Origin of the sequence: Vibrio sp. 10N.237.312.B06, assembly GCF_041464685.1 — a bacterium.
Lineage (GTDB): Bacteria > Pseudomonadota > Gammaproteobacteria > Enterobacterales > Vibrionaceae > Vibrio > Vibrio tasmaniensis_A.
Genome location: NZ_JBFSPI010000044.1, coordinates 1 through 23,683, shown reverse-complemented (window position 1 = coordinate 23,683; position 23,683 = coordinate 1). Strand labels below are relative to the sequence as shown.

The window sequence follows — 23,683 nt, the reverse complement described above, 5'->3', positions numbered from 1 at the left end:
ATCAGTTTATAAAGTAGAAGAGTTTGAGATGAGTAAGAGCGCATTAATCGTTGAAGGTGGGGCAATGAGAGGCATCTTCGCAGCAGGAGTATTGGACACCTTTATGCAAGACGATTTCCGTCCTTATGATTTTGCCATCGGCGTATCAGCAGGTGTGTCGAACCTCGTTGGTTACTTATCTCAAGCGCCAAAGCGCAGTTATAACGTGATTACTACCATGGCGACCGACAAAACCTTCTTTAATCCAACTCGCTTTGCTAAAGGCGGTAACTTGGTGGACGTGAAGTGGTTGTGGGATGAATCTAACCATCGTTATCCACTGGATTGTGGTGAGCTGTTCTCAAGTGTTCCTTTAATTGCTGCTGTAACTAACGTCGATACTGGCAGTGCAGACTACTATCACATCAAGCCAGAAAACCTTTCTAACGTGGTTGAAGCAACAACAGCTCTACCTATCGCTTACCGTGAAACACCGTGCTTCTCTGGTGGTTGCTATACCGATGGTGGTGTAGCCGACTCTATTCCGGTTCGCGAAGCCTATCGTCGTGGTGCACGAGACATTACGGTGATTCTTTCTCACCCATTAAGCTACCGAATGAAGCCGCAGAAGTATCAGTGGATGCTGAAAAAGCTGCTAAAGAAATTCCCGAATATTGCAGAGTCGATGGCGGTGCGTGCCGAAAACTATAACCAGTCTTTGGAGTTCATTCGTAACCCTCCAAAAGATGCGACCATCAAGGTGATTGCGCCACCAGAAGCGTTTGCAGTGAAGCGTTTGACAATGGATCAAACGGTCTTGAATGCAGGTTATGAGATGGGTGTGAAAGCAGGGGAAGAGCACCTTGCCATTAGAAACGGTGTCTATGGCTTAGATACCGAAGATTGTCATTTCTGCGTTTAGAACTGTTTTTGAATGCGGGATAAACGAGAAGCCACGCTGTTCACTTAGGACTAGCGTGGCTTTCTATTTCTAGATTGAGTCTATTACTAACTCAGTCTGCTATTAACTCAAGTTGTTGTTAAACCAGTTCGTTGCCGCTGGTGTTACCTGTAAAAAAGGCATCAACACTGGTGAGCGTTGTATTGGCAATGTTGAACAGAGCATCTTTAGTCAGGAAGGCTTGGTGACCTGTGAACAATACGTTGTGACAAGCAGATAAGCGACGGAATACGTCATCCACAATCACATCGTTAGATTTGTCTTGGAAGAACAACTCTTTCTCATTGTCGTAAACATCAAGGCCAAGCGCGCCAATCTTGCTTTGTTTCAACGCTTCGATTGCTGCGGTTGAATCCAGTAGTTCACCACGGCTGGTGTTGACGATCATCACGCCATCTTTCATTTTCTCAAATGCCGTTGCATCCAACAGGTGGTAGTTCTCTTTACTCATTGGGCAATGCAGAGAAATCACGTCAGATTCTTGGTAAAGCTCGTCGAGCTCAACGTATTTAGCGCCCAGTTCTTTTGCCAATGGGTTCGGGTATGGGTCGTAGCATAGGATGTTCATGCCTAAACCTTTCAGAATACGCATGGTTGCTAGCCCAATTTTGCCAGAGCCGATCACACCAACAGTTTTACCGTGGAAGTTAAAGCCAACCAAACCCTCAAGAGAGAAGTTCGCATCACGAGTGCGTTGGTATGCTTTGTGTAGTTTACGGTTCAAACACATCATCATGCCAACCGTGTGTTCTGCTACCGATTCTGGTGAGTAAGCCGGAACGCGAACCACTTGCAGACCAAACTCTTTGGCTGCATCTAAATCGACTTTATCAAAACCGGCACAGCGCATCGCAATCAGCTTAGTGCCGCCTTTCGCTAGAATCTCTAGCACATCTCGCGATAGGTCGTCGTTTACAAACGCACAAACGACTTCGTTGTCGTGCGCCATTTTTGCTGTTGTTGTAGTGAGGCGAAAATCGTGAAAATGGAACTCGGCGTCGAGTTCGCCTTTTGCAAGTTCAAATGATTTTTCGTCGTATGACTTTGAGCTAAAAAAAGCAATGTTGAGCATGGCTTCCTCTCTTACCTAAAAAATGAATACCCCAATCATTTTTGATTTCATATGGGGTTAAAGCTAACAACTCGTCCAGTGTGCTAGAGTTTTTTTCTGTTGTCTATCACCATTAGTCATTGTAATTACTATGGTTATTTGGTCTGTTGTCTTCACTTATTGAACATTAAAAATCACAGTACGAGGCAGCTTGCTTATAAGTTCATCAATATTGAATGGATCTTACTTTCGGGTGTTGAACATCTTCTTAGTCTCTTTCTCAGACCAGAAGTTAATGTTGAATTGTGCGTCGTCGCTAAGCTCTACTCGATGCCAATATTGAGGTGGACTTGTGGCAAATTGCCCAGCCAGGATCGTAATAACACTTTCCGGTTCTGTCGCGTCGGCATCGGCAAAACCATAGAAGGTGACGGTGCCTTCCATTACGCAGATCTGCCCGAATACACCTTCTGCGGTGTTGTGGTGATTAAGCAATGCAGCCGGTATGTTGTCTTTGGTGAAAAATGGCGTTGAACGTTGAATTTTCCAGTGTGACGGAATACGTAAATGACTCATATAAAACCTCTTGTCTGTATTTTGAATACAAGCTTTAGCTTTGATTGAATTGGTGACCGTGATTACCAGTAGTTTTCACTGCTGAATTGGCCGGGCTTTCGGCGTAAGTGCTTCTCGAAACCTAAGTTGGTTAGTGCTTCACTTGTGTCGCGAACCATTTGCGGATTGCCACAAAGGTAGAAAAAACTGCGGGTTTGATTGAAAGTGACAGACGTGGTTTGCTCAAGGTCGCCTCCAAGTAACAAGCTTGGGATTCGTCCGCGCAAAGTTCCGGTGACTGATTCTCTAGAAATAATTGGCACATATTGTAGTTTCCCCTGAAAGTGTTCAACGAGTTGATTGATTCGATCTTGATACGTGAGGTCTTGCTCTGTTCTTACGGCATGAACCAGTACAAGGTTTTTGAACGAGGTGATTTTTTCAGATTCAGAGCCGTTTTGCTGTTGTATCTGCATGCTTTCGAGCATTGAGATAAAAGGCCCAACGGCGGTTCCGGTTGAAAGCATCCATAGATCGTCGGCGATCTATGGAATCTCATTTAGCGTCATAAAGCCGCTTGGGTCTTTGCCTACAAATATGTCATCGCCTACCTTCAACTCATGAAGTTGAGGTGAAAGCTGCCCGTTCTGATCCTTAATAATCAAAAATTCCAGATGTTGATGACCTTGTTCGTGCTCTGGCGCATTCACCATCGAATAAGCACGTCTGACAAGCTCCTCCTCGTTGTTAAGCAAGCCAAGTTTCGTGAACTGACCTGCCTGATAGGGAGAGACGGGAGCACTGACTTGCAGCGAGAACAGTTGATCTGTCCATTGTGTTTTATGTAAGACTTTGCCAGTTACCAAACCATGAGGAATATCTGTCATATCATCACCTTTACTTAGAGAAGTTATCTCATTAAGGATACTCAACTATTTACACTTTGGAGTTGCATGTACCATGCCATTAATGAGAATGCTTATCAATACTAATCGTTTTGGTGAGGGCGATTCTAAATGATGTCAAATGGACTCTGCCTTGGTTAGTCTAAATGACCTCTTTATTGTTTTTTGATGTGGCACTTTCAGATTAAGGGGAGAGATTGATTTATGGGCACAGACCAAAATTAGTTCCGTGGTTTGACCCTTAATGTATTCACCAATAACTAAAGAGAATATTTTATAGATGAGTATAATGGCGGCTTTCGATCTCAATATAGCCGTGTTTTATGCTTGATAATCTTCGTATGGCCTTGAACGTGTTGTTCGTGACCATCAATACCGCAATGACTGCGTTTACCGTGAGCTTTTTTGGCCTCATCAAACTGATTCTTCCAATCTCTATTGTTCAAAAGTCATGTACTCGCTTAGCGAATTTCACATTTTGGTGTTGGGCTTCGCTCAATCTTTGGATGTTGAATGTGAATAACGATATCGAGTGGCAAGTTGAGGGCGGGGAAGACATCTCGACTAAGCAATGGTACTTGATGATGTCGAATCACCTCAGTTGGGCGGATATCGTGATCTTGTCTTCGATCTTGAAAGACAAGATGCCAATGACTAAGTTCTTCCTTAAGCATGAATTGCTGTACGTTCCTTTTGTTGGTTTGGCTTGTTGGGGCTTGGATATGCCTTTCATGAGACGTCACTCACGTGAGTTTTTGATTCGTAACCCTGAGCGTCGCAATGATGATTTCGATGCAATTAATAAGGCATGCACTAAGTTCAAATGGGCACCGACAACCTTGGTAAATTTTGTGGAAGGGACTCGTGCAAACCACGAGAAACTGGCGACAGCGAAAACACCTTATCGACATCTACTTAAACCGAAAACAGGTGGTGTGGCGTTCGCTCTATCGGCAATGGGCCCAATCTTGGATGGTATTGTGGATGTTACTTTAGCTTACCCAGAAAATCAGGCTTCTCCATTTGAAGACATGCTGAAGGGTAAAATGACCAAGGTGGTGGTGCGTATTAAACTGCACCCAATGGATGAGAACGTGAACGGTAATTATTTTGAAGATAAAGCGTTTAAACGTCGTTTCCACAGTTGGTTGAATAGTACGTGGAAAGAGAAAGACGACTATCTTGATACGGTTTATGCTCTTGATACGGTTGATGAACCTGATGTCGCTTATAAGAAACAAGAACAGTAAGATCATACCAAATCGATAGCATCAAAAAAGCCGATAGTTCATTGAACTGTCGGCTTTTTTATTGATTGGACTTTGTCTACTCAAACAGTGCAGTCAGTGCTCACTATGTTTTAAAGCGCTAAAACAAGGATGGTCAAAGAGTGAGGAAGTTAAATCGCTTGGTAAGCCTCAATGATGTGCTTAACCTCACTGATTTTGCCTTGCTTCTCTTGTCCTTGATGGATGCGCAAGTAGTGCTGCAATGTTTTGGCTTTGTATTGCTGTGATACTTGCTTCTGTTGTTCACAGTTCGGAGTCCAGATCTTGTCGCCGACGTTTGATATCTCCGTTACCGTTCGGTTATTGCCGTTTTCATCTAGATTTTTGTCGCTTTCACCTTGGTTATTGCTGACCAATAAAATCTCGTAGTAACGACGGTTCTCTTCAATTAACACTTCATCAATTAGGCCGAAATTGAGCGCCTTTAAATGATTTCTTAGCTCGAATTGCTGATGAACCGGGCAAAGCAAAAAATCGATCGCTTTGTCTGGATGCTTACAATGAATATCGTCGACGAGCTTTTGTGTTAGATCGCCTCCCACACCCGCAATAATGACCAGATGTCTGCCAGTGTGCTTTTCCAATGGAATCGCTGCGACATCCAAGCAGTAGACTTGCCATTGGCTAGTAACCTTTTGCTTTGCGGTTTCACCTTGGGGAAAGTAACGAGTTAGTTTGCCTTCTAGTTCATTCATCAGAGAAGGGACGATATCGACAAAATGAATCTGCGGTGCTTTGTGGTCAGATAATAGTTGAACACCCAAGAAGCCGTGATCACAACAACAGTCCCAAATATGTTGGTAGTCATTACTGACAAGGGAGTGGAGAGTTTGCAGTCGGTTACTTAGCTTCATAAGGCTCGTATCGTTAAAAAAGGGTATTGTTGTATCGAACGCGCATTGTAATGACTTTCCATAAAAACAAAAGCACCTAGGGGATTAATCCTAGGTGCTTTTTCGTTATCGGTATCGTACCAATCGGTGTGATACGAGCGTGTTAGCTAATGTCTACGACGCTTTGGCTACGCCTCTAATGTGACCTTCTACTCGATTCTTTCCAAGTTGTAGTGCGATAAGCTTTGCTTGTTCCGCAAGGGCTAAAGCAGAGTCTGTTTCGCCGTCTATTTGCGAAAACCCGACGCTGATACTGAGTGACAATGTGATATCCGGAGTGACAATGGTTTTCTCGGCGATGCTGACTCGACATTGTTCCAATTGGTGCTTGGCATCCTTCGCATCATTCGCTTTGAATAAAACGGCGAACTCCTTGTCCCCAACTCGAGCAAGGCAAAGCCCTTTTGGCTTAGGGAAGTAAGAACGCATCGCTTCTGCGGCAAGCTTTATCATCTTGTCGCCAATCGCTTCACCGTAAGCTCGATTTACGTGGTCAAAGTTATCGATATCGAGCAGAGCTACATAGGTATCGGGTTCGCATGCGTAGTTGTCGATCGCGATGTTAAAACTACTTTTGTTGTCTAACTGAGTCATGAGATCTTTACTGCTCAATTGATGGTGGAGCAGTAAGTTAGACAACGAGACTTCGGTGTAATCTTTGATCATACGTAAAATACTTTGGCTGATCGGCAAGGGCGCATTGACGTAAATCACCGCGATTAGCTGGTTACGAGAGTGCAAAGGGATACAGTAGTGGCGTTGGAGTATTTTGAGTTTACGTGCCAATGGATCCGCGTATTTGCTGCTTCGATAAGCCATGCTTTCGGGAGAAAATCGCTCAGCAAGGGCTTTGTCAGAATGTACCCTTGATTTGTTTCCATGATAATCGATGGTACTGAATGAATGGCTCTCTGCTTGATAAAGGCAGAATTGAATGCCTTTTTGATAGGTAAAGCTATTGAATATGGCTTTTAACTCTCGTTTAAAGCTGGCGAGATCATCAACTTTATTCAGTTGAGATAACGACATGTTCAAGCGGTGAGCTAGGTAGTGTGCGCCAATCCATAATAGAAGCAGTGACCCGAGTACCACGCCAGTTAGCGTAAATTGGTGTGAGCTGGTGAGTATGTCGTGACGATCAGTGCCCGAGACGAATACCCAGTTTAAGCTGTTGTCAGCATCAAATACCGTTATTTTGAAATTATCTTGATAGTAGTATTCGTGTTGGCCGACGGTCTCACCTTGAGAGAGTTGGTGGCTGATGCCTGCATGATAGCTGATGGATTTGGAGCCAATGCGTTTCGGATCAGGATGGAAAACCAGTCGTTCGGTTGCTCTATCAACCACAAATACATAGCCACGGTCTAATGTCTTTAAGTCTCTCAGGCCTTGTGTGGTATGCAAAAGGTCAAACTCAATCCATATTTCTTTGTTCAACTTTTCCGTCGTGTGTTTGATCGCGAAAACCCAACGACCATCGGGTTTTTGATAGATAGAAGAGATGTAAAAACCTTCTACAACACTATCAATTGGATTCCACTGGATGGCATTGATCTGCTCATTAGAAAGAGGCAGGCCACGAGTTGAAATATATTGTTGGGATTGAGGCTGGTATTGAACAATATCGGAGAAGTTAGGTGTTCTCTTAAGAATATTGTCACTGATGTCCCTGAATTTTTGTTCACCGACGGGGCCTGATGTAGATAAGCTTAAACTGGTTTCCAAAAAATAGAGTTTGCCGAATGTGGCTTCGATGTTGGAATTGATGATGGAACTTGCGATACGAATATTTGATAGTGATTGTTCTTTTGCTGTCGTTTCTACTTTTTCAAGTTGAGCTGCAGCAAGATAGAGCATCCCTCCAGTTAATAAAATAATGTATGGTTTAAAAAGCCGAATTAATGTTTTAGGTAAAGCCATGATATCCAAAGACGTTATAGATTCATTTTTATAGTACGGCCATACTAAACAGTTTTCGTAATCACATCAATGCAAAATGTTCCATATAAAAAATTGAGTTTGTGACGTTCAGCTAATAAAAAAGCCAGTCATAAACATAACTGGCTTCTATGGCTTCGCGCGTTCTATTAAGCTGGTTTGGCTTTTAACCTAAACCGAATCTGTCTTGTTTGGCGAATAGTGCAAAATTGCCATTGAAACGGGAGATAACAGCATTTCACCTTCGGCATGACCCGGTTTCACGTTTCGCAAGTTGGTATCACAGATGGTTACCCAGTCTTGCTGACGGTCACTCGGTAAAGAAAATCGAGCAGGAGCGTTGGTTTGGTTGATCAGATAAATCAACTCGTCGCCATCTTTGCCGATGCCTAAATGCAAGGCTACGGAGCTTAAACGGTTCCAATCATCATGTTCCATGATTGTGCCATCAACACGGCTCCAGAATATACGGTTAGAGTTACGTTTATCGCCACTGAACGCTTTGATAAACGGCACCATGTATTGCTGACGTGCGGAGATCATCTCAGATAACCAAGCCTTGAAGTAAGTCTTACGCTCGGAATCTTCCCAGTTGAGCCAGCTGGTGACGCCGTCTTGGCAGTACGCGTTGTTGTTACCCTTTTGAGTATGAGATAACACATCGGCCGTCAAAATATGCGGAATACCGAATGCAAATAACAGGCTTGCCATGAAGTTACGTTTTTGCTTTTCACGTGTTGCGATAACCAAAAGGTTTTCTGTGTTGCCTTCAACACCATAGTTTTCAGAGCGATTATCACCGTGTCCATCGCGGTTGCTCTCACCATTTTCTTCATTGTGCTTATGTTTATAAGAAACAAGATCTTGCATGGTGAAACCATCATGATAAGTGATGTAGTTGACGGTTAATTTGTACGGCCAGTGTGCGGCACTGTAGATGTCACGAGAGCCCATTAAGCGAGTCGCAAACTCTTTCAAGTAGCCTTGGTCGCCACGCCAGAAGCTACGAGTGATATCTCGCAGTTTGTCGTTACACTCATTCCACCCCAACGGAAAATTGCCAACTTGGTAGCCATTTGGCCCGATGTCCCATGGTTCTGCTATTAACTTGGTTTCTTTCAATACCGGATCTTGGGCAACGGCTTTGAAGAAAGCAGCCTCAGGATTGTAGTTATCGCCTTCGCGGCCCAGTGTTGCTGCCAAATCAAAACGGAAGCCGTCGACTTGGAACTCACTAACCCAATAGCGCAGTGTATCCATTACTAAGTTAAGTGCTGGTTGGTGGGTGAGGTCGACCGTATTACCACAACCGGTGAAGTTCGCGTAATGACAGCCATGCTTAATGTAGTAGCGACTATCGAGTGCTTTTAGGTTGAAGGTTGTGCCGCCTTCACCGCCTTCTGCTGTGTGGTTGTAGACGACATCGAGAATGACTTCGATACCGTTGCGGTGCAGTTCTCGAATCGCGGTTTTGAGTTCACTAACGGCGTCTTTCTCTGCGTAGCGAGGGTCTGGCACCATAAACAAATATGGATTGTAACCCCAGTAATTCACTTTCCCCATATCCAATAGGTGGGGTTCATGCATGCACGCAGCAATAGGTAAAAGTTGTAGAGAGTTGATATTTTGCTGTTTGTAGAACGCGAGCATTTCAGGGCTAACTAGCCCTAAGTAACGGCCTTTAGTATGGGTCGCGACTTCAGGGTGAAGCTTAGATAGGCCTTTTACATGGGTTTCGAAAAGAACGGTCTCTTCTCGGCTAATACGCGGCTTGTCTACATCTTGCCAGTCGAAAGTGTCATCAATAACGACACATTTCGCCATCGAAAAGCTTTTTTCATTGGTATACGGTGTGACGTAATCGAGCGGTTCGCTGATTGCTTTAGCGTAAGGGTCTGAAAGCAGAATTGGCCCATTTTCAGTTTCAGCAATGAAGCCGTATTTTTGTCCTACTTTTATTCCGTCGATAAACACATATCGAATATCAGCGTATTCATTTTCCAATTTATAAGTGGTGAACTCATCGTTCTCGTCAAAGAGAGCGAGGGAAAGGGATTTACAGTCAGGAGAATAAATTGAGAAGTTGCAGCCAGTGTTACCTAGCGTTGCGCCTAGTGGATAAGGGCGAGCGAGCGTTCTAGTCATTGCTTGATTTCTTGTTCGTTTATCGACATCAGTGAACTATAAGTAAAAAGCTTTGTCACAGTAAGGTCAAGCAACTTCACACAATAATTATTGTTAAAAAAATAATTAATCGATGAAGTTCAAATTATATATTTGAACTAGATCTCATTTAATATGAATAATTAGATCTGTGTGCTGTCTACTCCTCCTGAATTAAGTGATCTAACTCCTGTAAACACCGTTCTGTATAATTCCTACTCCCTTCTCATCCCCCTTAATTTAGTTCAGGGCGGAGGAAGTCAAACTTGTCATCCCCTCTTAATATTGGCTCCGTTGAAACGAATCAGGGGAAACCCTAAACCTCTCTATCTTACGTCCGCCATTACTGCCTTTGGTTGTCGCAAGAGAGCAAAAATATAAAAACCTAAAATAAATCGTCCTTAATGGAGTTAAGAATGAAAAAAGTAAGTTTGATTGCTGCAGCGGTGACTACTGCACTTATGGCTGGTTCTGCATTTGCTGAGAATGAAGTTGCACTGGATGTAACAAGCGGTGACTCTGCAATGGAAGTAGAGGTGAAAAACCCTACTGATGTTATCGCTGACGGTTGGGAAGTGCATGGTTATATGTCTTCCAACGTTCGTGTAGTAGATGGTAAAACAGTAGACACTGAGTTTGGTCGTCCAGACTACAAAACAGCAGGCACTCACGGTAAGAGTACTAACCAAGTAGAATTCTCAATCAAAAAACACAGTGAATATGAAAATGGTGTGTGGGCAGATTATGTAGTTCGTACTGAATTTGGTAACGGCAACTCTTATGCTTACTCGTCTGATGGTGATGAGGCTGTACGCGATGAAGATGGTTTTGCGGTAAAAGAAGCTTTTGTTGAACTAGGTGGCATTTTAGGTGAAGATACTTCTATCTGGGGTGGTCAACGCTTCCTAAACCGTGCTGCGGGGATTCTTTCTGGTGAGTTCTGGAAACAATCTTCAGGTATTGGTGCTGGTATCCAAACTAAGCTTGACGGCAAAACCGCGGGTATCGCCTATGTAATGGCGGATCCGACGGATTCTTTTGGTGACAAGCATAAGACTGAACCTCGTACCACATTATCTTCTGTTGACCTATACTATTACGGCGTTGATACGGGTATTGGTAGTCTAGACTTTGACTTTAAATATGGTCAACAAGCACTTGATGGAGATAACGATGATGGCTTTGGTGCTGCTGTAACATTGAACACTAGCTACTACGGCCTAGATGGCTGGACACAAAACGCCATTGCTTACGGTAAAGGTGTAATGCAAAACCGTGGTGTTAACTTTGGTAACTGGTCAGGCGGTGACGATAATGCAGAATCATTATTCTTAACGTCTTATGGTGTGCTTAATATCTCTGAGAAATGGCAGCTAGGTACGGAAGTGGTGTACTTTACAGCTCTTGACCAATTGTTTGGTGCTGACGGTTTGACTCGTTACATGGTTGCTGCTCGTCCTTCTTACAAGCTGAACGACAACGTTCGTTTAGAAGCAACGGCTTCTTACGGTCACGAAGAGGGTGATGAAGGTTACTTTGGTGGTCGTACTGGCGATGCTGTAGAGAGCGATATTCTTAACCTAGAAATTGCAACTGCATTTACAGCGAACTCTGACTACTTCGGTCGTCCACAAGTTAAGCCTTACATTAGCTACATTAAAGCTGATGATGAAGCAAGTGCTAAACAAATTGGTATCGATAACGGTAAAGACGAATTTGTATTCGGTGTACACACTGAAATTTGGTTCTAAACCGTTTAAAGTATAAGGCAGCCATTGGCTGCCTTTTTCCGTTTCCCCCAACAACAACCAATAGTGAGAGAGATTACAATGACAAATAAAAGCTCTATGTTAGCCGTGGTACTAGGTGCCTTGCTAAGCGGTTGTGCTTCCGATGCTCAGGTTCAAACTAAACTCGATGCACCCACTAATGCAGAAGTATGCTGCAGCGATTTTTCGCAGTACCCATACGCACAATTGAATGATAATGAAGATTTAAAGTTTGATATCGACTTGGGGTCACCTGTCGGTACATTTACAACAGGTAATAGCCACTTTGCAGCGTTCAAGTTCAGCGAGCGCTCAGGGGAGATGGTCGTTAAGCTATCGAGCTTGATGATCGATGATTCAGTTTTTGCTCCAGAAGCCATGCTTCTAGATGAAAACTTTAAGCCAGTGCAAACATTGAAGTTTGAAGACTTTAAGGTTCAGGCATCCGACGCTTTTACTCGCACGAGTTACATTGAACGCTTGCGTATTGATGCGAGCAAGACACCTTATATTATTATCTACACGCCTGCTGATGAGCTTGGCAATAAGGTGAAAGTTGATCACCCAGCAAAGGTGCGAGCAAAAGAATTTGGTGAGGTGATGCCTATGGTCACCGATCCGGTATACACCAATCAATTAGGTGGTCGTTTAGAGTTAGAAATTAAAACTTTAAAACTTCGCCCTTACCGTGCTAAACCTGCCGTAGCGCCAGTCGTTGCTGCCCCTGCCGCTATGGCAGCGACTGCAACAGCTGTTGTACCGAAGAAAGCAGACACGCAGATACGTGTGCAGCAAGAGACAAAAGACTTCTATTTGTCTGCTATACAAAATGCGGTGAAGTCAGGTGATATACCGAAAGCTTTAGGTTTGTTAGATGAAGCGAAGGCGCTTAATGTTGAAGGTGCACAAGAAGCTTTTGTGCGAGCCGTCAACGCAAAATAGCTTGTTCGCTTGTTCGCTTGTTAGTTAGTTTAATAGATTAGTAGGCTTAATGGCTTAGCAGTCCAGCATCTTAGTCGCTTAGATAGAGATAGAGATAGAGATAGAGATAGAAATAAAGATAGAACGCTCCTTTAAAGGGGCGTTTTTTATATCTGAATTTATAGACACTTCAAATTTAGAGGTCGTTATGCAATCTGAATTGATTATTATCGATGAGTTCTTTATTCCACAGTTGAATCGAACTCGAACGCTCCGCATTTACCTTCCTGCGGGGTATCACCAAGCAGAGCACGCTTATCCTGTCTTATACATGCATGATGGACAGAATGTCTTTGAGAAGTCTACAGCGACGTATGGGATGTGTTGGGACGCACAAACGACACTCGATGAGATGCAAAGGCTCGGTAAGTTATCCGGGTTAATTGTTGTCGCCATCGACAGCAGTCATGAGCTTGATGGCATGGAGCGTTACAATGAGTATTCGCCTTGGCGCGCTAACCAAGAGATAAAAGAGTTGGGAGTTGGTGATGAGCTACTTAAATTTGGTGGTGAAGGGGACGAGTATATGGCGTTTATCTGTCATACATTGAAGCCTTATATAGACCAAAGATACAGAACAAAGCCGAACCGAGAGTTTACGTACCTTGCTGGCAGTTCAATGGGCGGGCTAATTAGCTTATATGGTGGCTCACTGTACCAGAATACTTTTGGCGTGCTTGGGGTCTTCTCTCCGGCGTTTTGGTTCAATAAATCCTCATACTTCGAGTATATGAAAGAGTTTAACTTTCTGTCTCCAACGAAAATATATATGGATATGGGAACGAATGAAGCTCGTGAAGAGGCAAGCGTAGATTTTGCTGACGTTTATCTGAGTGGTTCAAGGGCAATGAACACGTTACTCACTCAAAAGCCGAACGTGACGCTGTTTTATCAAGAAGGGCAAGGTCATCAACACAATGAACTGGCTTGGTCGTTGCGATTCCCGGATTTTATCGACTTTATTTTTAGACAATAAAAGAAGGCCTAACTCCGTTTTGTCTTCGTAACCGGTGTATTAGGCCTGCTTTTTTATCGCTTTATAGCCGTATCACTTTATACGCCTATAAAGCGATAGGCTTAGTATCAGCAAAGCTAGTCCTTGGCTGCTGACAATTTTTGCTTATTGCGCTTGTTCAACAGGTAGTCCTTGCTCATCAAGCTGTTGTGTTGCCTTGCAAAGTCGGGCTTGGCAAATTGTAAATCGCGTAAGATGGCGTTATTTGGCTTTGGTTGAATCTCAAACTGCGCTTGTTTGTCGTTGACCGTGACCTGTTGTTGGTGACTGTCGATCATGATCTTCAACGATTGTGTTAATGGTGTCGAGATTACGGCAACAGACTCACGGTTTATGTCTAGCGTAAGCACTAACGTGATTTCGGGACTTACCGTATCTTCTAGATTTGACTGAATCTTGTAATGAGAAATCCCATTTTTGGATTCAAATGACAGTCGTAGCTGGTTTCCTTGACCAAAAGGCAACGAAGCCACTAATTCGCTCCAACAACTTGGGAAGTTTGGTGTTAGGTGTACCTGATTGTCCAATAAGCGTGGGCAATATCCCAAATAGTCCTGTTGCGCGTTACGAGCGTATTCTGAAACAGACCAGGCTTGAGCAAACGTCCCTGATTCTACAAGGTCGCGGTCACTTTCTTGGAAAGCATCCAAATTTTCACTCATTGTCCCTCTACAGCCTTGTGTAAGGATCTGTTTTGCCAAGTTTTTGGATAGCTGGTAACTGAGATCTTGCTGCTTAAACTTGTTGAGCGCCGTAATAGTAAAGCCCGCATTCCACCCCCAGATCGTCCCGTTGTGATAAGCCGCGTCCTTGTGGTACATGGCTTGATTGTCGTGATAAGGATGAAAATCGACATGCTCTTGTTGTAAGGAGCAGATCCCCCATGGGAACAATAGCGTTTCTACCGCGTTCTTGACGATGTATTGCTCTCTTTCATTCTGATTCAGCGGACTTTTCTGAGGAATTGAAATCGTCATCAACTGATTCGGACGCACGCTATAATCAGGCACATCACCTTGCGATAAATGGTCGGCTAGGCGATGGTTTGTATCATCCCAAAACTTGGTGGCGAAACTCTCTTTCACTTTTCCAGCTTGGATTGCCCAGCTCTTTTCTGATTCAGAGTCGCCCACCAGAATAGCGAGTTGAATAGCGCAGTTTAAGCTTTCAAACCACAAAGCTTGGATGTCATTGGCTTTAGGGCCGCGAGGAGACCAAGGTGTCATCCCATCAATTTTTGCATCCATCCACGTATCAGGGTGGCGATGTGCCATCAGACTATCTTTATTCAAATAATCTTCATTCAAGCTATCTTCATTCAAGTAGTGTTTTTCGACACCCGTGATGAAACGCTTGAGAGTAGGGTAAATGGCCTTAGCGAACGCCACATCGCCAGAGTAGTTGATGTACTCAAGGGCTTCACGAATCATCCAAGGAGTACCATCGGTGGTGTTATAAATGATGTTCGTTTTACTCGTCACTCGATTCGGGATTCGGCCGTAATTTGTGGAATTTTCGTCGAGCATCTGCATGGACGCAAAGTTTTCAATGATCTCTTTTGCTTCACTAAACAGCCCATTAACCAAGCTTGTGCCCGACAAAGCGATAAAGGTGTCACGGCCCCAACAGTCCTTGAACCAAGGCAATCCAGCCCATATGCCCGTGCCGAACTCATGACTCACAAAGGTTCGGCTTGCAAGGCGCGACCACATGACCGCTCGGTTGTATTCAAGGTCGTTGGTCCACAAATAATTATTGGTTAAGAACTCATAAATCCGCTGTTGGTGAAGAACGTGTTCGTTATTTTTGATCGCTTGATTAACCAATGAGCTAGCGGTTTCAAGAGTTTCAGCAAAGCCGAGATAGACGACGAGTTCAGTTTGTTTATCTGACGTCGTGAGCATGAGTTTTGTATTGCTCTCTGAGAGCTGAACTAGGTCGCGAAGTTCAGGGTGAGCGTCTAGCGAGATCTCTCGTGCATGTACAGGATGATTGCTTGCGATGGCGACAAACCTTGGGCAGCCGTCTGGGCAAACTTGAGGGCTGAGTTCTATGACGATGTTTGAGTCTGAGGTATGAACTTTAGAGTGAGTGGTCGGTATGTTGAGTTCTGGAATTAGGCTTAAAGCACTCGGTTTGTTTGACGACACAGTGAGTGATACAAGTCTGGAGCCTTGAATCAGGCTCAACGACTCGCGGCTATGATCATAGTGATGCTCAATACCATAAGGCGTCAGGCTGGCGCGCTCTGCCTCTAACTTGTTATTGAACTTGCCGTCGATATAGCTGGCGAAGGTTCCCAGTATCCAACCTTGGTGGTGACGATATTTACCACCGTTTACATAGCTATAGGTTGCTCCATGATAGTAACCATCGACATTATCCCCAAACACAAACGGGAATGACTGTGTCTCTGAGATGATGAGCTTTTGGAATAGTTGGTCATGTGGCATTGCAAATTCAGGGTGTTGCCAGTGAGGTTGCGACTCTGCTACCTCTATCAGATGTGTGTTTACAGGCTCTCGTTGAGGTGTTGATAAATCATTGTATTCCCCTTTGGTTACGGTGACCGTTGGCGTCGAAGAGCTGAATTGCACCTTCAAGGAGTATTGACCAGCGACAGCAGGAGAGAGCAGTAGATCATTGCCAATGCCTTGTGTATTGATAAGCGGCATTGCTTGTTCCAATTCGCAGAGAGTGGCTTCACTTTCATGCCCTGAAAGTGTCCATTGCTTGGTGCCATCTGAATCAGAAATTTTGAAGCGATAAAGGTCGGTAGATAAGCATAGGTTTGCTCGATAGGAGCCGTCTTGCTCTTTGAACAATGGGGTGTCTAACCCCCAACCATTGAACGTACCTTTTAGGTAAAGAGTAGGGATTTGCATAGCGAGTTGATTTCCAAAACAAAAAAGGCACAGCATGCGCTGTGCCAAAGGACAATAGGATATTAATATGAGGAAAGGGTTATTAATATGAAGAAAGGTTATTTGGTAATTTGTTTCGCTGCTGTGTCTAGAGCTTCTCTAACGGTTTGCTTACCCTGCATTGCGTTATCGATAGCCGCACCTTCCGCGAACCAGTAAGCGGTCATTTGCGGGATGTTTGGCATGATTTCACCGTTTTCAGCATTTGTCATGGTTGATTTGATGCGATCATCGCTCTCAAGAATTTTTTGGAATGATTTTAGTGTCACCGCGCCAAGAGGCTTGTCATCATTCATGGTTTTCAGAGCGTCGTCTTGAAATAGGTAGTTTTCTAAGAACTCGACAGCAAGATCAGTATTTGGACTCGCAGCATTGATACCCGCACTTAGGATTCCAACAAATGGGTTACCTTTACCGCCATTTAATGTCGGCAGTTCAGCAACGCCATAATTAACACCAAGCTTGTCTAAGTTACCCCAAGACCAAGGGCCATTAATGGTCATTGCCACATTGCCGTTGGTGAATTCTGCTTCTGCTACGGAGTAATCCATATTCGGGTTAACTACCCCTTGGTTTACCATATCAACTAAGAATTGAAGGCCGCGAACACCCGCTGCATTGTTAACACCTGTGCTTTTAGCGTCATAGCCTGTTGCTGTTTTTTCAAACGCAAAGGCACCACCAGCAGAGATCATCGGCCACGTGAAGTACGCATTTTTTACATCCCACATGATGGCTTTTTTGTTTTGCTTAGCCATCTCTTTCTGAATGTCGGCAAGCTCTTCCCATGTTTTTGGTGGGTTTGGAAGTAGGTCTTTGTTGTAGATTAGAGAAGGTGCTTCGATTGCTAGAGGGTAGCCCACAACTTTACCGTTGACTGTCACCGCATCCCAACTGAAGTCGACAAGCTTTTCTTTGAATTCTTTACTTGGATTAAGTTCGTGAAGTAGGCCTGATTCTGCGTAGCCACCAAAACGGTCGTGTGCCCAGAAAATGATGTCAGGGCCGCCGCCAGTTGCTGCGTGTTGTTGGAATTTAGCTTCCAGTGAATCTGGGTACTGAACGTTAATTTTTACACCGGTATCTTCTTCGAATTGTTTACCAATTTCAGCAAGACCGGCATAACTTTTATCGCCATTGATCCAGATTGTGATTTCACCTTCTTCCATAGCAAAAGCCGGTGCATTGAAAAGAGCAGCAAGGGTACAAATAGACAGTGTTTTCAATAGAGGTTTCATAGTTTCATTCCATATTCAGAAGGTTATCCATAACGATAATCACTTCTATCAGTTCTTATTATCTGCTGAAAATAATATCGACTAATTTAGCCTTTGAGAAATAGGTAAACGCACCTTTGATATAGTAAAAAGCTATAGCAATGCCGATACAGTGCTGTTTTACAGGCGATCGCCATAGTTTTGTGAAGTGGCGCGTATAGAGAAATGTGAAGGCGGGCTCAAACTATTTTTGGGTGATGAAAGCCATCCAAAACTAAGCGCTAGGTTGCTTAGGTTAAGATGTGAAATGTTGGAGAGAATCGATGGCTTTGGGCAATAAAAAAGGCAAGGAGAACCTTGCCTTTGGTGTGTTGAATTTAACGTATGATTACAGTTTTACAGCAAATGATTCATACGGTGCCAGTTCAAGCTTGGCTGACAACTCAGTGACCGTTTGATAGTTATTGATCAGACAATCAAGCGTCTGAGTTTGGTATTGTTCAGGCATATCCAGTGTCAGGTTGTCGTTTGAGAAGTTACAAACTACAAACAGCTTTTCACCATCCAACTCACGTACGTAGGCGAAAACCTTGTCGTGTTCTTCAAAAACAGGAATGAATGAACCGTAGACAATCGCTGGGTGAGCTTTTCGTAACTCTATCAATGTCTTGTAGTGATAAAATATGGAACTTGGATCAGCCAACGCACTTTCGACGTTGATCTCTGGGTAGTTTGGATTCAGCTCAATCCAAGGTGTTCCGTCAGAGAAGCCTGCATTTGGTTGGTTGTTCCAATGCATGGGTGTTCTAGCGTTGTCACGGCTGTTCTCGTGAATGGCGTCCATCATGTGTTCATGAGTAACACCTGATTCCGTTTTTACTTTATAGAAATTGTGCGTTTCAATATCTTTATATTGGTTTAGATTGTCAAAAGCGACATTGGTCATGCCAATCTCTTCACCTTGATAAATGTAAGGTGTGCCTTTTAAGAAGTGCAAACATGTCGCCAGCATTTTTGCTGACTCAACTCGGAAATGTTTGTCATCACCGTATTTTGAAACCAAACGTGGCAAATCGTGGTTGTTCCAAAAAAGGGAATTCCAACCACCATCGGCCAGCTCTAGCTGCCACTTGGTCAGCACATTTTTGAACTCTCGAAGATCAAGCGGAATAGGGTTCCATTTGTCACCGTTTTCCCATGTCAGGGTAATGTGCTCAAATTGGAATACCATAGAAAGTTCATTTCTATCTTGTCCACTGTATAGCTTGGCTATTTCTGGTGTTGCGCCCCAAGTTTCTCCTACGGTTAACAAATCCTTGTTACCAAAGGTCGCCTGATTCATTTGTTGTAATAGCTTGTGCAGCCTTGGTCCGTTACCAGTGATTCCTTTATCGATCTCTTTACCAATAAGATCAATCACATCTAAGCGGAAGCCGCCGATGCCAAGGTCAATCCACCAGTTCATCATAGTATGAACCTCTTCTTGAACCTTCAGGTTTTCCCAGTTCAAATCGGGCTGACGTTTCGAGAATAGATGGAAGTAATATTGTTGTGTGAGTTCATCCCACTGCCAAGCACTTCCGCCAAAGATAGAACCTTGGTCATCCGGTGCGCTGCCATCCGGTTTTGCATCGCGCCAAATGTAATAGTCTCGATACGGATTGTCTTTTGAAGAGCGTGCTTGCTCGAACCAACGGTGCTCATCGGACGTATGGTTTACCACTAAATCCATAACAATCTTAATGTCACGTTCTTTCGCTTCATCCATCAGGCGTTTCATCTCTTCCATCGTGCCAAACTCTTCAGCAATCGCTTGGTAGTCGGAGATGTCGTAGCCGTTATCGTCCATTGGAGATTGATAAACAGGAGAGAGCCAAATGACATTAATGCCCAGTTCTTTAAGGTAATCGAGTTTGCTGATGATTCCATTTAGGTCACCGATACCGTCATTATTCGAGTCTAAAAAGCTACGCGGGTAAATTTGGTAGACCACTGCGTCATGCCACCATTTCTGTTCCATCTCAATGTCCACTTAATAAGTTAATTGACCTTACTATAGTGATTTCATCTTACACTGGGAAATAGCATTACTAATGCTCTCTATAGAAAAATCCTATATCATGAGCTCTATCCATTGCACGCTGTGTTCAGTGGTTTAATTTGTTGAATTTCTAACCTCGCATTTTGTGATCGAATGCAAACTAAGAGAATCCTATGAACAAGCTATACCGATACTTTCTGATGGTTGCGCATACTGGCAGTATTAAAGGTGCCGCAGAAAAGCTGAATATTAGCCAACCCTCCTTGACCGCTGCGATCAAGAAATTAGAGAGTGATGTTGGTGTGGCTATTTTTACTCGTAAGTCAAAAGGCGTTGAGCTTACTGAGTACGGGGTGTTGTTTCGGGAGTTTGCACAAGAACAGCAAGAAAAGCATCTGTCTTTGATGCACCGCTTTACCGACATGCAGCAGCGCCAATCAGGTAAATTGAAACTCGGCACCGGGGAAGCTTGGTGGGAACAATTTGTTTGCAAGGCGGTTGAGGAATACAAGCAACAAGAAAAAATGGGCTCGCTACATTTAGAGTTCGGTAACAACTTGTCTTTGATGCACCACTTGGTTCAAGGCGATATCGACTTGTTTGTTGGCCATGAAATCTATGGGCTGCATGAGCGATGCAAAGTAACGTTTTACCCACTCTTTCAAGACAAAGAAGCGGTGTTTGTTCGAGCCAACCATCCGTTGCTAACGAAGAAACACTTAGATCCGAGTTTGTTAAGGCGTGAGACATTAGCGTTTCCAATACTCCAAGTGACCCCCGATCATTCTCGACATAACTCTGTACTGTCTGACCACGTAAATTCACAGCCTGGTGGGCGTGATACCGAGGTGGTTGGGCGAGATGTCTATGACGTTGACTCTCTTTTTGCGAGTTTAGATATGTTGAGAATGTCTAATGCTGTCATGCCATACAGTCATAAAATGTGTGACTGGATGAAAGACAAAGGCTTCGAAACCTTACTGATTGATGACTCTAAGCTAGGAAACGTTGGCCTCTACGCGAAACAGGGAGCGGAAGACCTCAAGATCAAGACGTTCATTGAGATCTTACAAAAAGCCAACTTTGATTAAGCTAGAAGCCAGAAATGCGGAGAAAGTAGGGATGCGCTGTGGCGTTAAGGCGATTAGCATCATCGACTGGTGCTCAGGGCGGCTAATCTATTGATTCTGAACGTTGTAAGCCGCACTAGCCATTTGCCTACCCTTTGGTCTGGTGACCTGTTTTCTTCGCAAACTTTTGCATAGCCTCAGCAAAGGTTGTTGCCCCACCTTTAGCTTGAACCTGTACCACCTTATACCCCAATTTTTCTAGTGCTTGGCGCTCTACTAAAACAGCGTCATCGTCTTGCTGGCTGCCCTGTGCTGGCTGATGAAGGTAACACCCTTCTAATTGACCATCTTCGACCAGTTGGTGGTGTTTCAGTGCATTGATATCAAAATTCATAGTCAGTCTTTTCGTTTAAATGGGGGATACCTGCGGCAAAGGCCGCAAGTATCGATAATTCGATTGTTTGTACCATAAGGCATTTTAACCATAAAAAGCGAATGGCAAAACAGTAAACCAGTGGAATGTAATCGGGAGCGGTTTACATCAGAAAGGGGATGAGGTAACTGAGGTCGTGCTGGCACGTTTTTGGACAAAAGTGAGTTGGCGACTTTACTCAAAGGGGCACACTTCGGATAACTTGAGTTTGGGCTACTGATCATGCCGTGTCTGGAAAATGGGCTTGTTCAACACTCAAATAAAATGTTGGCTGCGCGACACCTATTCCTATTTGTTAGTTTTATAAATTTGAGAGAATATTTTGAGAATACTCTTCAAAGTGTCCAAGCTCTTCTACCCGTAAAGTAGGATTAAACTGAAACTTATAATCATACTCGACAACTAACACTTTCATATAGCAAGAGTCGATATTGATAATATCACCTACACGAGGAAGGTAATTGAAGTTCATTTCAGTTTCAAAAATATCTGCCCAAACTCCAGCTCTATTAGCTTCAAAAGTAATCTTAAATACAGTTTCTTCATTGTAACTAATCATATTATTTTCCTTTTACTGTGAGATAAAACTAACGCGCCACACAAGGGGCCGCAACTGCTTAGCAATGGAGGTCCAAGCCCACGAAGTGGACGAGCTTCGCTGTTTGTTAAGCATGTTTTATATGATACTTTCCCGTTCTAAAACTTGACGAATGTCTTCGAACACTGCGCTTATGTTTCCTTTAGGGTACCTAATCTGACCCAAACCTTGAATATTGCTAAATTCTTCACAACCTTCTTCGAGCAACACGATAGCTCTTTCAAAACCAAGTCGTCCTTGAAACAGCCCTACCTCATGAATAACATTCATCCTAGCGTGATGATTACCATCTGCTTGCTCATCTTCAGCACTCATGACCAAAAATGCAATGCATGCTTGATCAAGCATTTGAGCCAAACGCGTAATATTTGTAAGTCCCGCAACAGGCACACGATTGAACTCATCCCAAGGCAGATTTAACCTTTCACTTACAAAATCTTTCAAATCTCTCCAATCATGCGACCTACCGTGGCCAATAAAAACATTAGTGCCAATTCTTTCTTCTATTGCCATCTTACTTTCCTGGTTTTGTAAATACTTTGAGATTCTTTGAATGACTTTGTATAAATTCCCTGCTGCCAAGAAAGCGGAAGTTATACCATAAACTGTACATTGAACAACTCTATGAGGAGGGTTGAGAATTTTATGTTCAACTTTTTGATCTCGAGTAGATAGCTTTCCTCTAGGGAGACTGGTTTGCAAAAAGTCTTCTTTGCTTGGTACCTTTATATCTTCCATCTCTTCAATGAGCTTCTGAAGAAAAGTATCATTTTCCATTAATCCTCGAGAATGAATTAGAGCTAAAGTGTTGTGTTTGACATCATCTATAGTTTCTTTAGCTCTTATACTATCTTTCGATGGCTCTGATAAATCTGGGTTTCCAGCTTGCTCCTGTATGTAGTCGACAATATCTTTAAAAGCATACTCGACCCAATCACCGGTACTCCCCATACCCAAAGAATCATATCCACTGTAGAGCCCCCATTCCGTGCTGAAATGGGCTCCAGCTGGAGGCGTTTCCAAGTTGTTATAATAAACACATGAATGGTAACCTAACCATGATCCTGACCATGAGGGTGCGACTTTCCCTGCCTCATCTAGCAATCGGCTAAGTTCGGAATAATCATAATCTGAAAATTCTTTGAGCTTATTTGCTTCTAAAATTAATTCTTTATGTATCGACAACTATTAATTCCTTTTCTGAAGTGTAAATGTGGTCCGCATGCACCAGACACTTATACTTGGTATAAGCATATGTTTTTAATGTATTATCATTATACACCGAAAAATCACGGACGAGAAAATACGACAAATTGAGGTGTTTTCCACACACTTCACATTTAGCATTAGAAAATCTATCGAAAGCCCTTGACGCGAGATTGGTTGGGTTCGCCTCATTTAAAGAGGAAAGGGGCAGAGGCGTGTTACAAACTTTAAGCTCCCCCGTAATGACAAACTTCAGTAGAGAGTTAGATTTCGGATAATCACTACTAACTGAGTTTGAAAGGTTTACATTGCGTACCTTGATGATACCTGAGCTTCCAACAAGTGCCCGTAAATGTCCAAATTGAACAGCGTTTGGCATAGTCACTAACTTCTCCAGATTCGCTTACAAGAGCAGACTCATACTTTAAAAGCTGTATAGAAGGCTCAAGTTGAATACATTCATACTTTTGAGAATGAACGCGGATATCTGAAGGTTCTTCCAAATCCATCATTTGAATAATGGATGTAAAGTCGTAGCTATCTCCTGACTTACCAACTTCAGTAAAACTAGGGTGTATTAAACGATCAAGATCAGCTTTGTTCTGACGAGTTTGGTATTGATGGAGTTCTATTTCTTGTTGGCTTTGTTGCGTAATTAAATTTAAAGATAGAACTACCCCGTTTCGCGTATTTCT

18 protein-coding genes and 1 pseudogene are annotated in these 23,683 nt (G+C 43.4%); 6 read left to right on the top strand and 13 right to left on the bottom strand.

Annotated features, from left to right (window positions below):
• Positions 1-28: 28 nt before the first annotated feature.
• Complete coding sequence (locus tag AB6C75_RS13235) at positions 29-901, top strand: patatin family protein (protein WP_372107963.1); 873 nt, start codon at positions 29-31, stop codon at positions 899-901.
• Between the two features lie 118 nt (positions 902-1,019).
• On the opposite strand, the gene AB6C75_RS13230 is transcribed toward AB6C75_RS13235, so the two are convergent.
• From AB6C75_RS13230 to AB6C75_RS13220, 3 genes and pseudogenes are all read right to left on the bottom strand, one after another.
• Positions 1,020-2,012: a 2-hydroxyacid dehydrogenase gene (locus tag AB6C75_RS13230; protein ID WP_371709883.1), complete on the bottom strand. Its 993-nt coding sequence runs from the start codon at positions 2,010-2,012 to the stop codon at positions 1,020-1,022.
• A gap of 222 nt (positions 2,013-2,234) precedes the next feature.
• Positions 2,235-2,567, bottom strand: coding sequence for a DUF1971 domain-containing protein (locus tag AB6C75_RS13225; RefSeq protein ID WP_102258295.1), 333 nt, complete (start codon positions 2,565-2,567; stop codon positions 2,235-2,237).
• Positions 2,568-2,629: 62 nt separating this feature from the next.
• Positions 2,630-3,433 (bottom strand): annotated as a pseudogene (locus AB6C75_RS13220) (ferredoxin--NADP reductase).
• A 341-nt stretch (positions 3,434-3,774) separates the two neighbouring features.
• On the opposite strand from AB6C75_RS13220, the gene AB6C75_RS13215 reads away from it, so the two are divergent.
• Positions 3,775-4,701: an acyltransferase gene (locus AB6C75_RS13215; RefSeq protein WP_372107962.1), complete on the top strand. Its 927-nt coding sequence runs from the start codon at positions 3,775-3,777 to the stop codon at positions 4,699-4,701.
• 149 nt (positions 4,702-4,850) lie between these two features.
• Here the strand turns inward: AB6C75_RS13215 and AB6C75_RS13210 are convergent, their stop codons facing one another.
• From AB6C75_RS13210 to glgX, 3 genes are all read right to left on the bottom strand, one after another.
• Entirely contained in the window at positions 4,851-5,594 is a 744-nt protein-coding gene (locus AB6C75_RS13210; protein ID WP_372107961.1) for a tRNA (adenine(22)-N(1))-methyltransferase TrmK, read from the bottom strand.
• A gap of 153 nt (positions 5,595-5,747) precedes the next feature.
• A complete protein-coding gene (locus AB6C75_RS13205; protein WP_372107960.1) occupies positions 5,748-7,490 on the bottom strand; it encodes a diguanylate cyclase domain-containing protein in 1,743 nt (580 codons plus the stop codon).
• Positions 7,491-7,742: 252 nt separating this feature from the next.
• The gene (gene glgX, locus AB6C75_RS13200; protein WP_372107959.1) at positions 7,743-9,716 is read right to left on the bottom strand and encodes a glycogen debranching protein GlgX; all 1,974 of its coding nucleotides are present in this window, start codon (positions 9,714-9,716) and stop codon (positions 7,743-7,745) included.
• A 434-nt stretch (positions 9,717-10,150) separates the two neighbouring features.
• Between glgX and AB6C75_RS13195 the strand changes: the two genes are divergently transcribed.
• The 3 genes from AB6C75_RS13195 (at position 10,151) to AB6C75_RS13185 (ending at position 13,460) form a co-directional block, all read left to right on the top strand.
• Complete coding sequence (locus tag AB6C75_RS13195; RefSeq protein WP_372107958.1) at positions 10,151-11,485, top strand: carbohydrate porin; 1,335 nt, start codon at positions 10,151-10,153, stop codon at positions 11,483-11,485.
• A 78-nt stretch (positions 11,486-11,563) separates the two neighbouring features.
• Positions 11,564-12,445 carry a MalM family protein gene (locus tag AB6C75_RS13190; RefSeq protein ID WP_122046148.1) on the top strand — a complete coding sequence of 294 codons (882 nt, stop codon included), beginning with the start codon at positions 11,564-11,566 and terminating at the stop codon, positions 12,443-12,445.
• A 187-nt stretch (positions 12,446-12,632) separates the two neighbouring features.
• Positions 12,633-13,460 (top strand): alpha/beta hydrolase, encoded by an 828-nt coding sequence (locus AB6C75_RS13185; RefSeq protein ID WP_372107957.1) that lies wholly within the window; start codon positions 12,633-12,635, stop codon positions 13,458-13,460.
• A gap of 116 nt (positions 13,461-13,576) precedes the next feature.
• On the opposite strand, the gene AB6C75_RS13180 is transcribed toward AB6C75_RS13185, so the two are convergent.
• From AB6C75_RS13180 to AB6C75_RS13170, 3 genes are all read right to left on the bottom strand, one after another.
• The gene (locus AB6C75_RS13180; protein ID WP_372107956.1) at positions 13,577-16,432 is read right to left on the bottom strand and encodes an amylo-alpha-1,6-glucosidase; all 2,856 of its coding nucleotides are present in this window, start codon (positions 16,430-16,432) and stop codon (positions 13,577-13,579) included.
• Between the two features lie 50 nt (positions 16,433-16,482).
• Positions 16,483-17,661: a maltose/maltodextrin ABC transporter substrate-binding protein MalE gene (malE, locus tag AB6C75_RS13175; RefSeq protein ID WP_009845865.1), complete on the bottom strand. Its 1,179-nt coding sequence runs from the start codon at positions 17,659-17,661 to the stop codon at positions 16,483-16,485.
• Positions 17,662-18,028: 367 nt separating this feature from the next.
• On the bottom strand, positions 18,029-19,660 hold the full coding sequence (locus AB6C75_RS13170; protein ID WP_372107955.1) for an alpha-glucosidase: 1,632 nt from the start codon (positions 19,658-19,660) through the stop codon (positions 18,029-18,031).
• A gap of 194 nt (positions 19,661-19,854) precedes the next feature.
• Between AB6C75_RS13170 and AB6C75_RS13165 the strand changes: the two genes are divergently transcribed.
• The gene (locus AB6C75_RS13165; RefSeq protein WP_372107954.1) at positions 19,855-20,772 is read left to right on the top strand and encodes a LysR family transcriptional regulator; all 918 of its coding nucleotides are present in this window, start codon (positions 19,855-19,857) and stop codon (positions 20,770-20,772) included.
• A 127-nt stretch (positions 20,773-20,899) separates the two neighbouring features.
• Here the strand turns inward: AB6C75_RS13165 and AB6C75_RS13160 are convergent, their stop codons facing one another.
• The 4 genes from AB6C75_RS13160 to AB6C75_RS13145 all read right to left on the bottom strand — a co-directional run bounded on the left by AB6C75_RS13160 (position 20,900) and on the right by AB6C75_RS13145 (position 23,644).
• On the bottom strand, positions 20,900-21,145 hold the full coding sequence (locus AB6C75_RS13160) for a hypothetical protein (protein WP_102249442.1): 246 nt from the start codon (positions 21,143-21,145) through the stop codon (positions 20,900-20,902).
• A gap of 340 nt (positions 21,146-21,485) precedes the next feature.
• Positions 21,486-21,743, bottom strand: coding sequence for a hypothetical protein (locus tag AB6C75_RS13155; RefSeq protein ID WP_102512153.1), 258 nt, complete (start codon positions 21,741-21,743; stop codon positions 21,486-21,488).
• Positions 21,744-21,860: 117 nt separating this feature from the next.
• Positions 21,861-22,967 carry a TIR domain-containing protein gene (locus tag AB6C75_RS13150; RefSeq protein ID WP_198597040.1) on the bottom strand — a complete coding sequence of 369 codons (1,107 nt, stop codon included), beginning with the start codon at positions 22,965-22,967 and terminating at the stop codon, positions 21,861-21,863.
• Positions 22,968-23,272: 305 nt separating this feature from the next.
• Entirely contained in the window at positions 23,273-23,644 is a 372-nt protein-coding gene (locus tag AB6C75_RS13145; protein WP_372107973.1) for a DUF4440 domain-containing protein, read from the bottom strand.
• Positions 23,645-23,683: the final 39 nt, after the last annotated feature.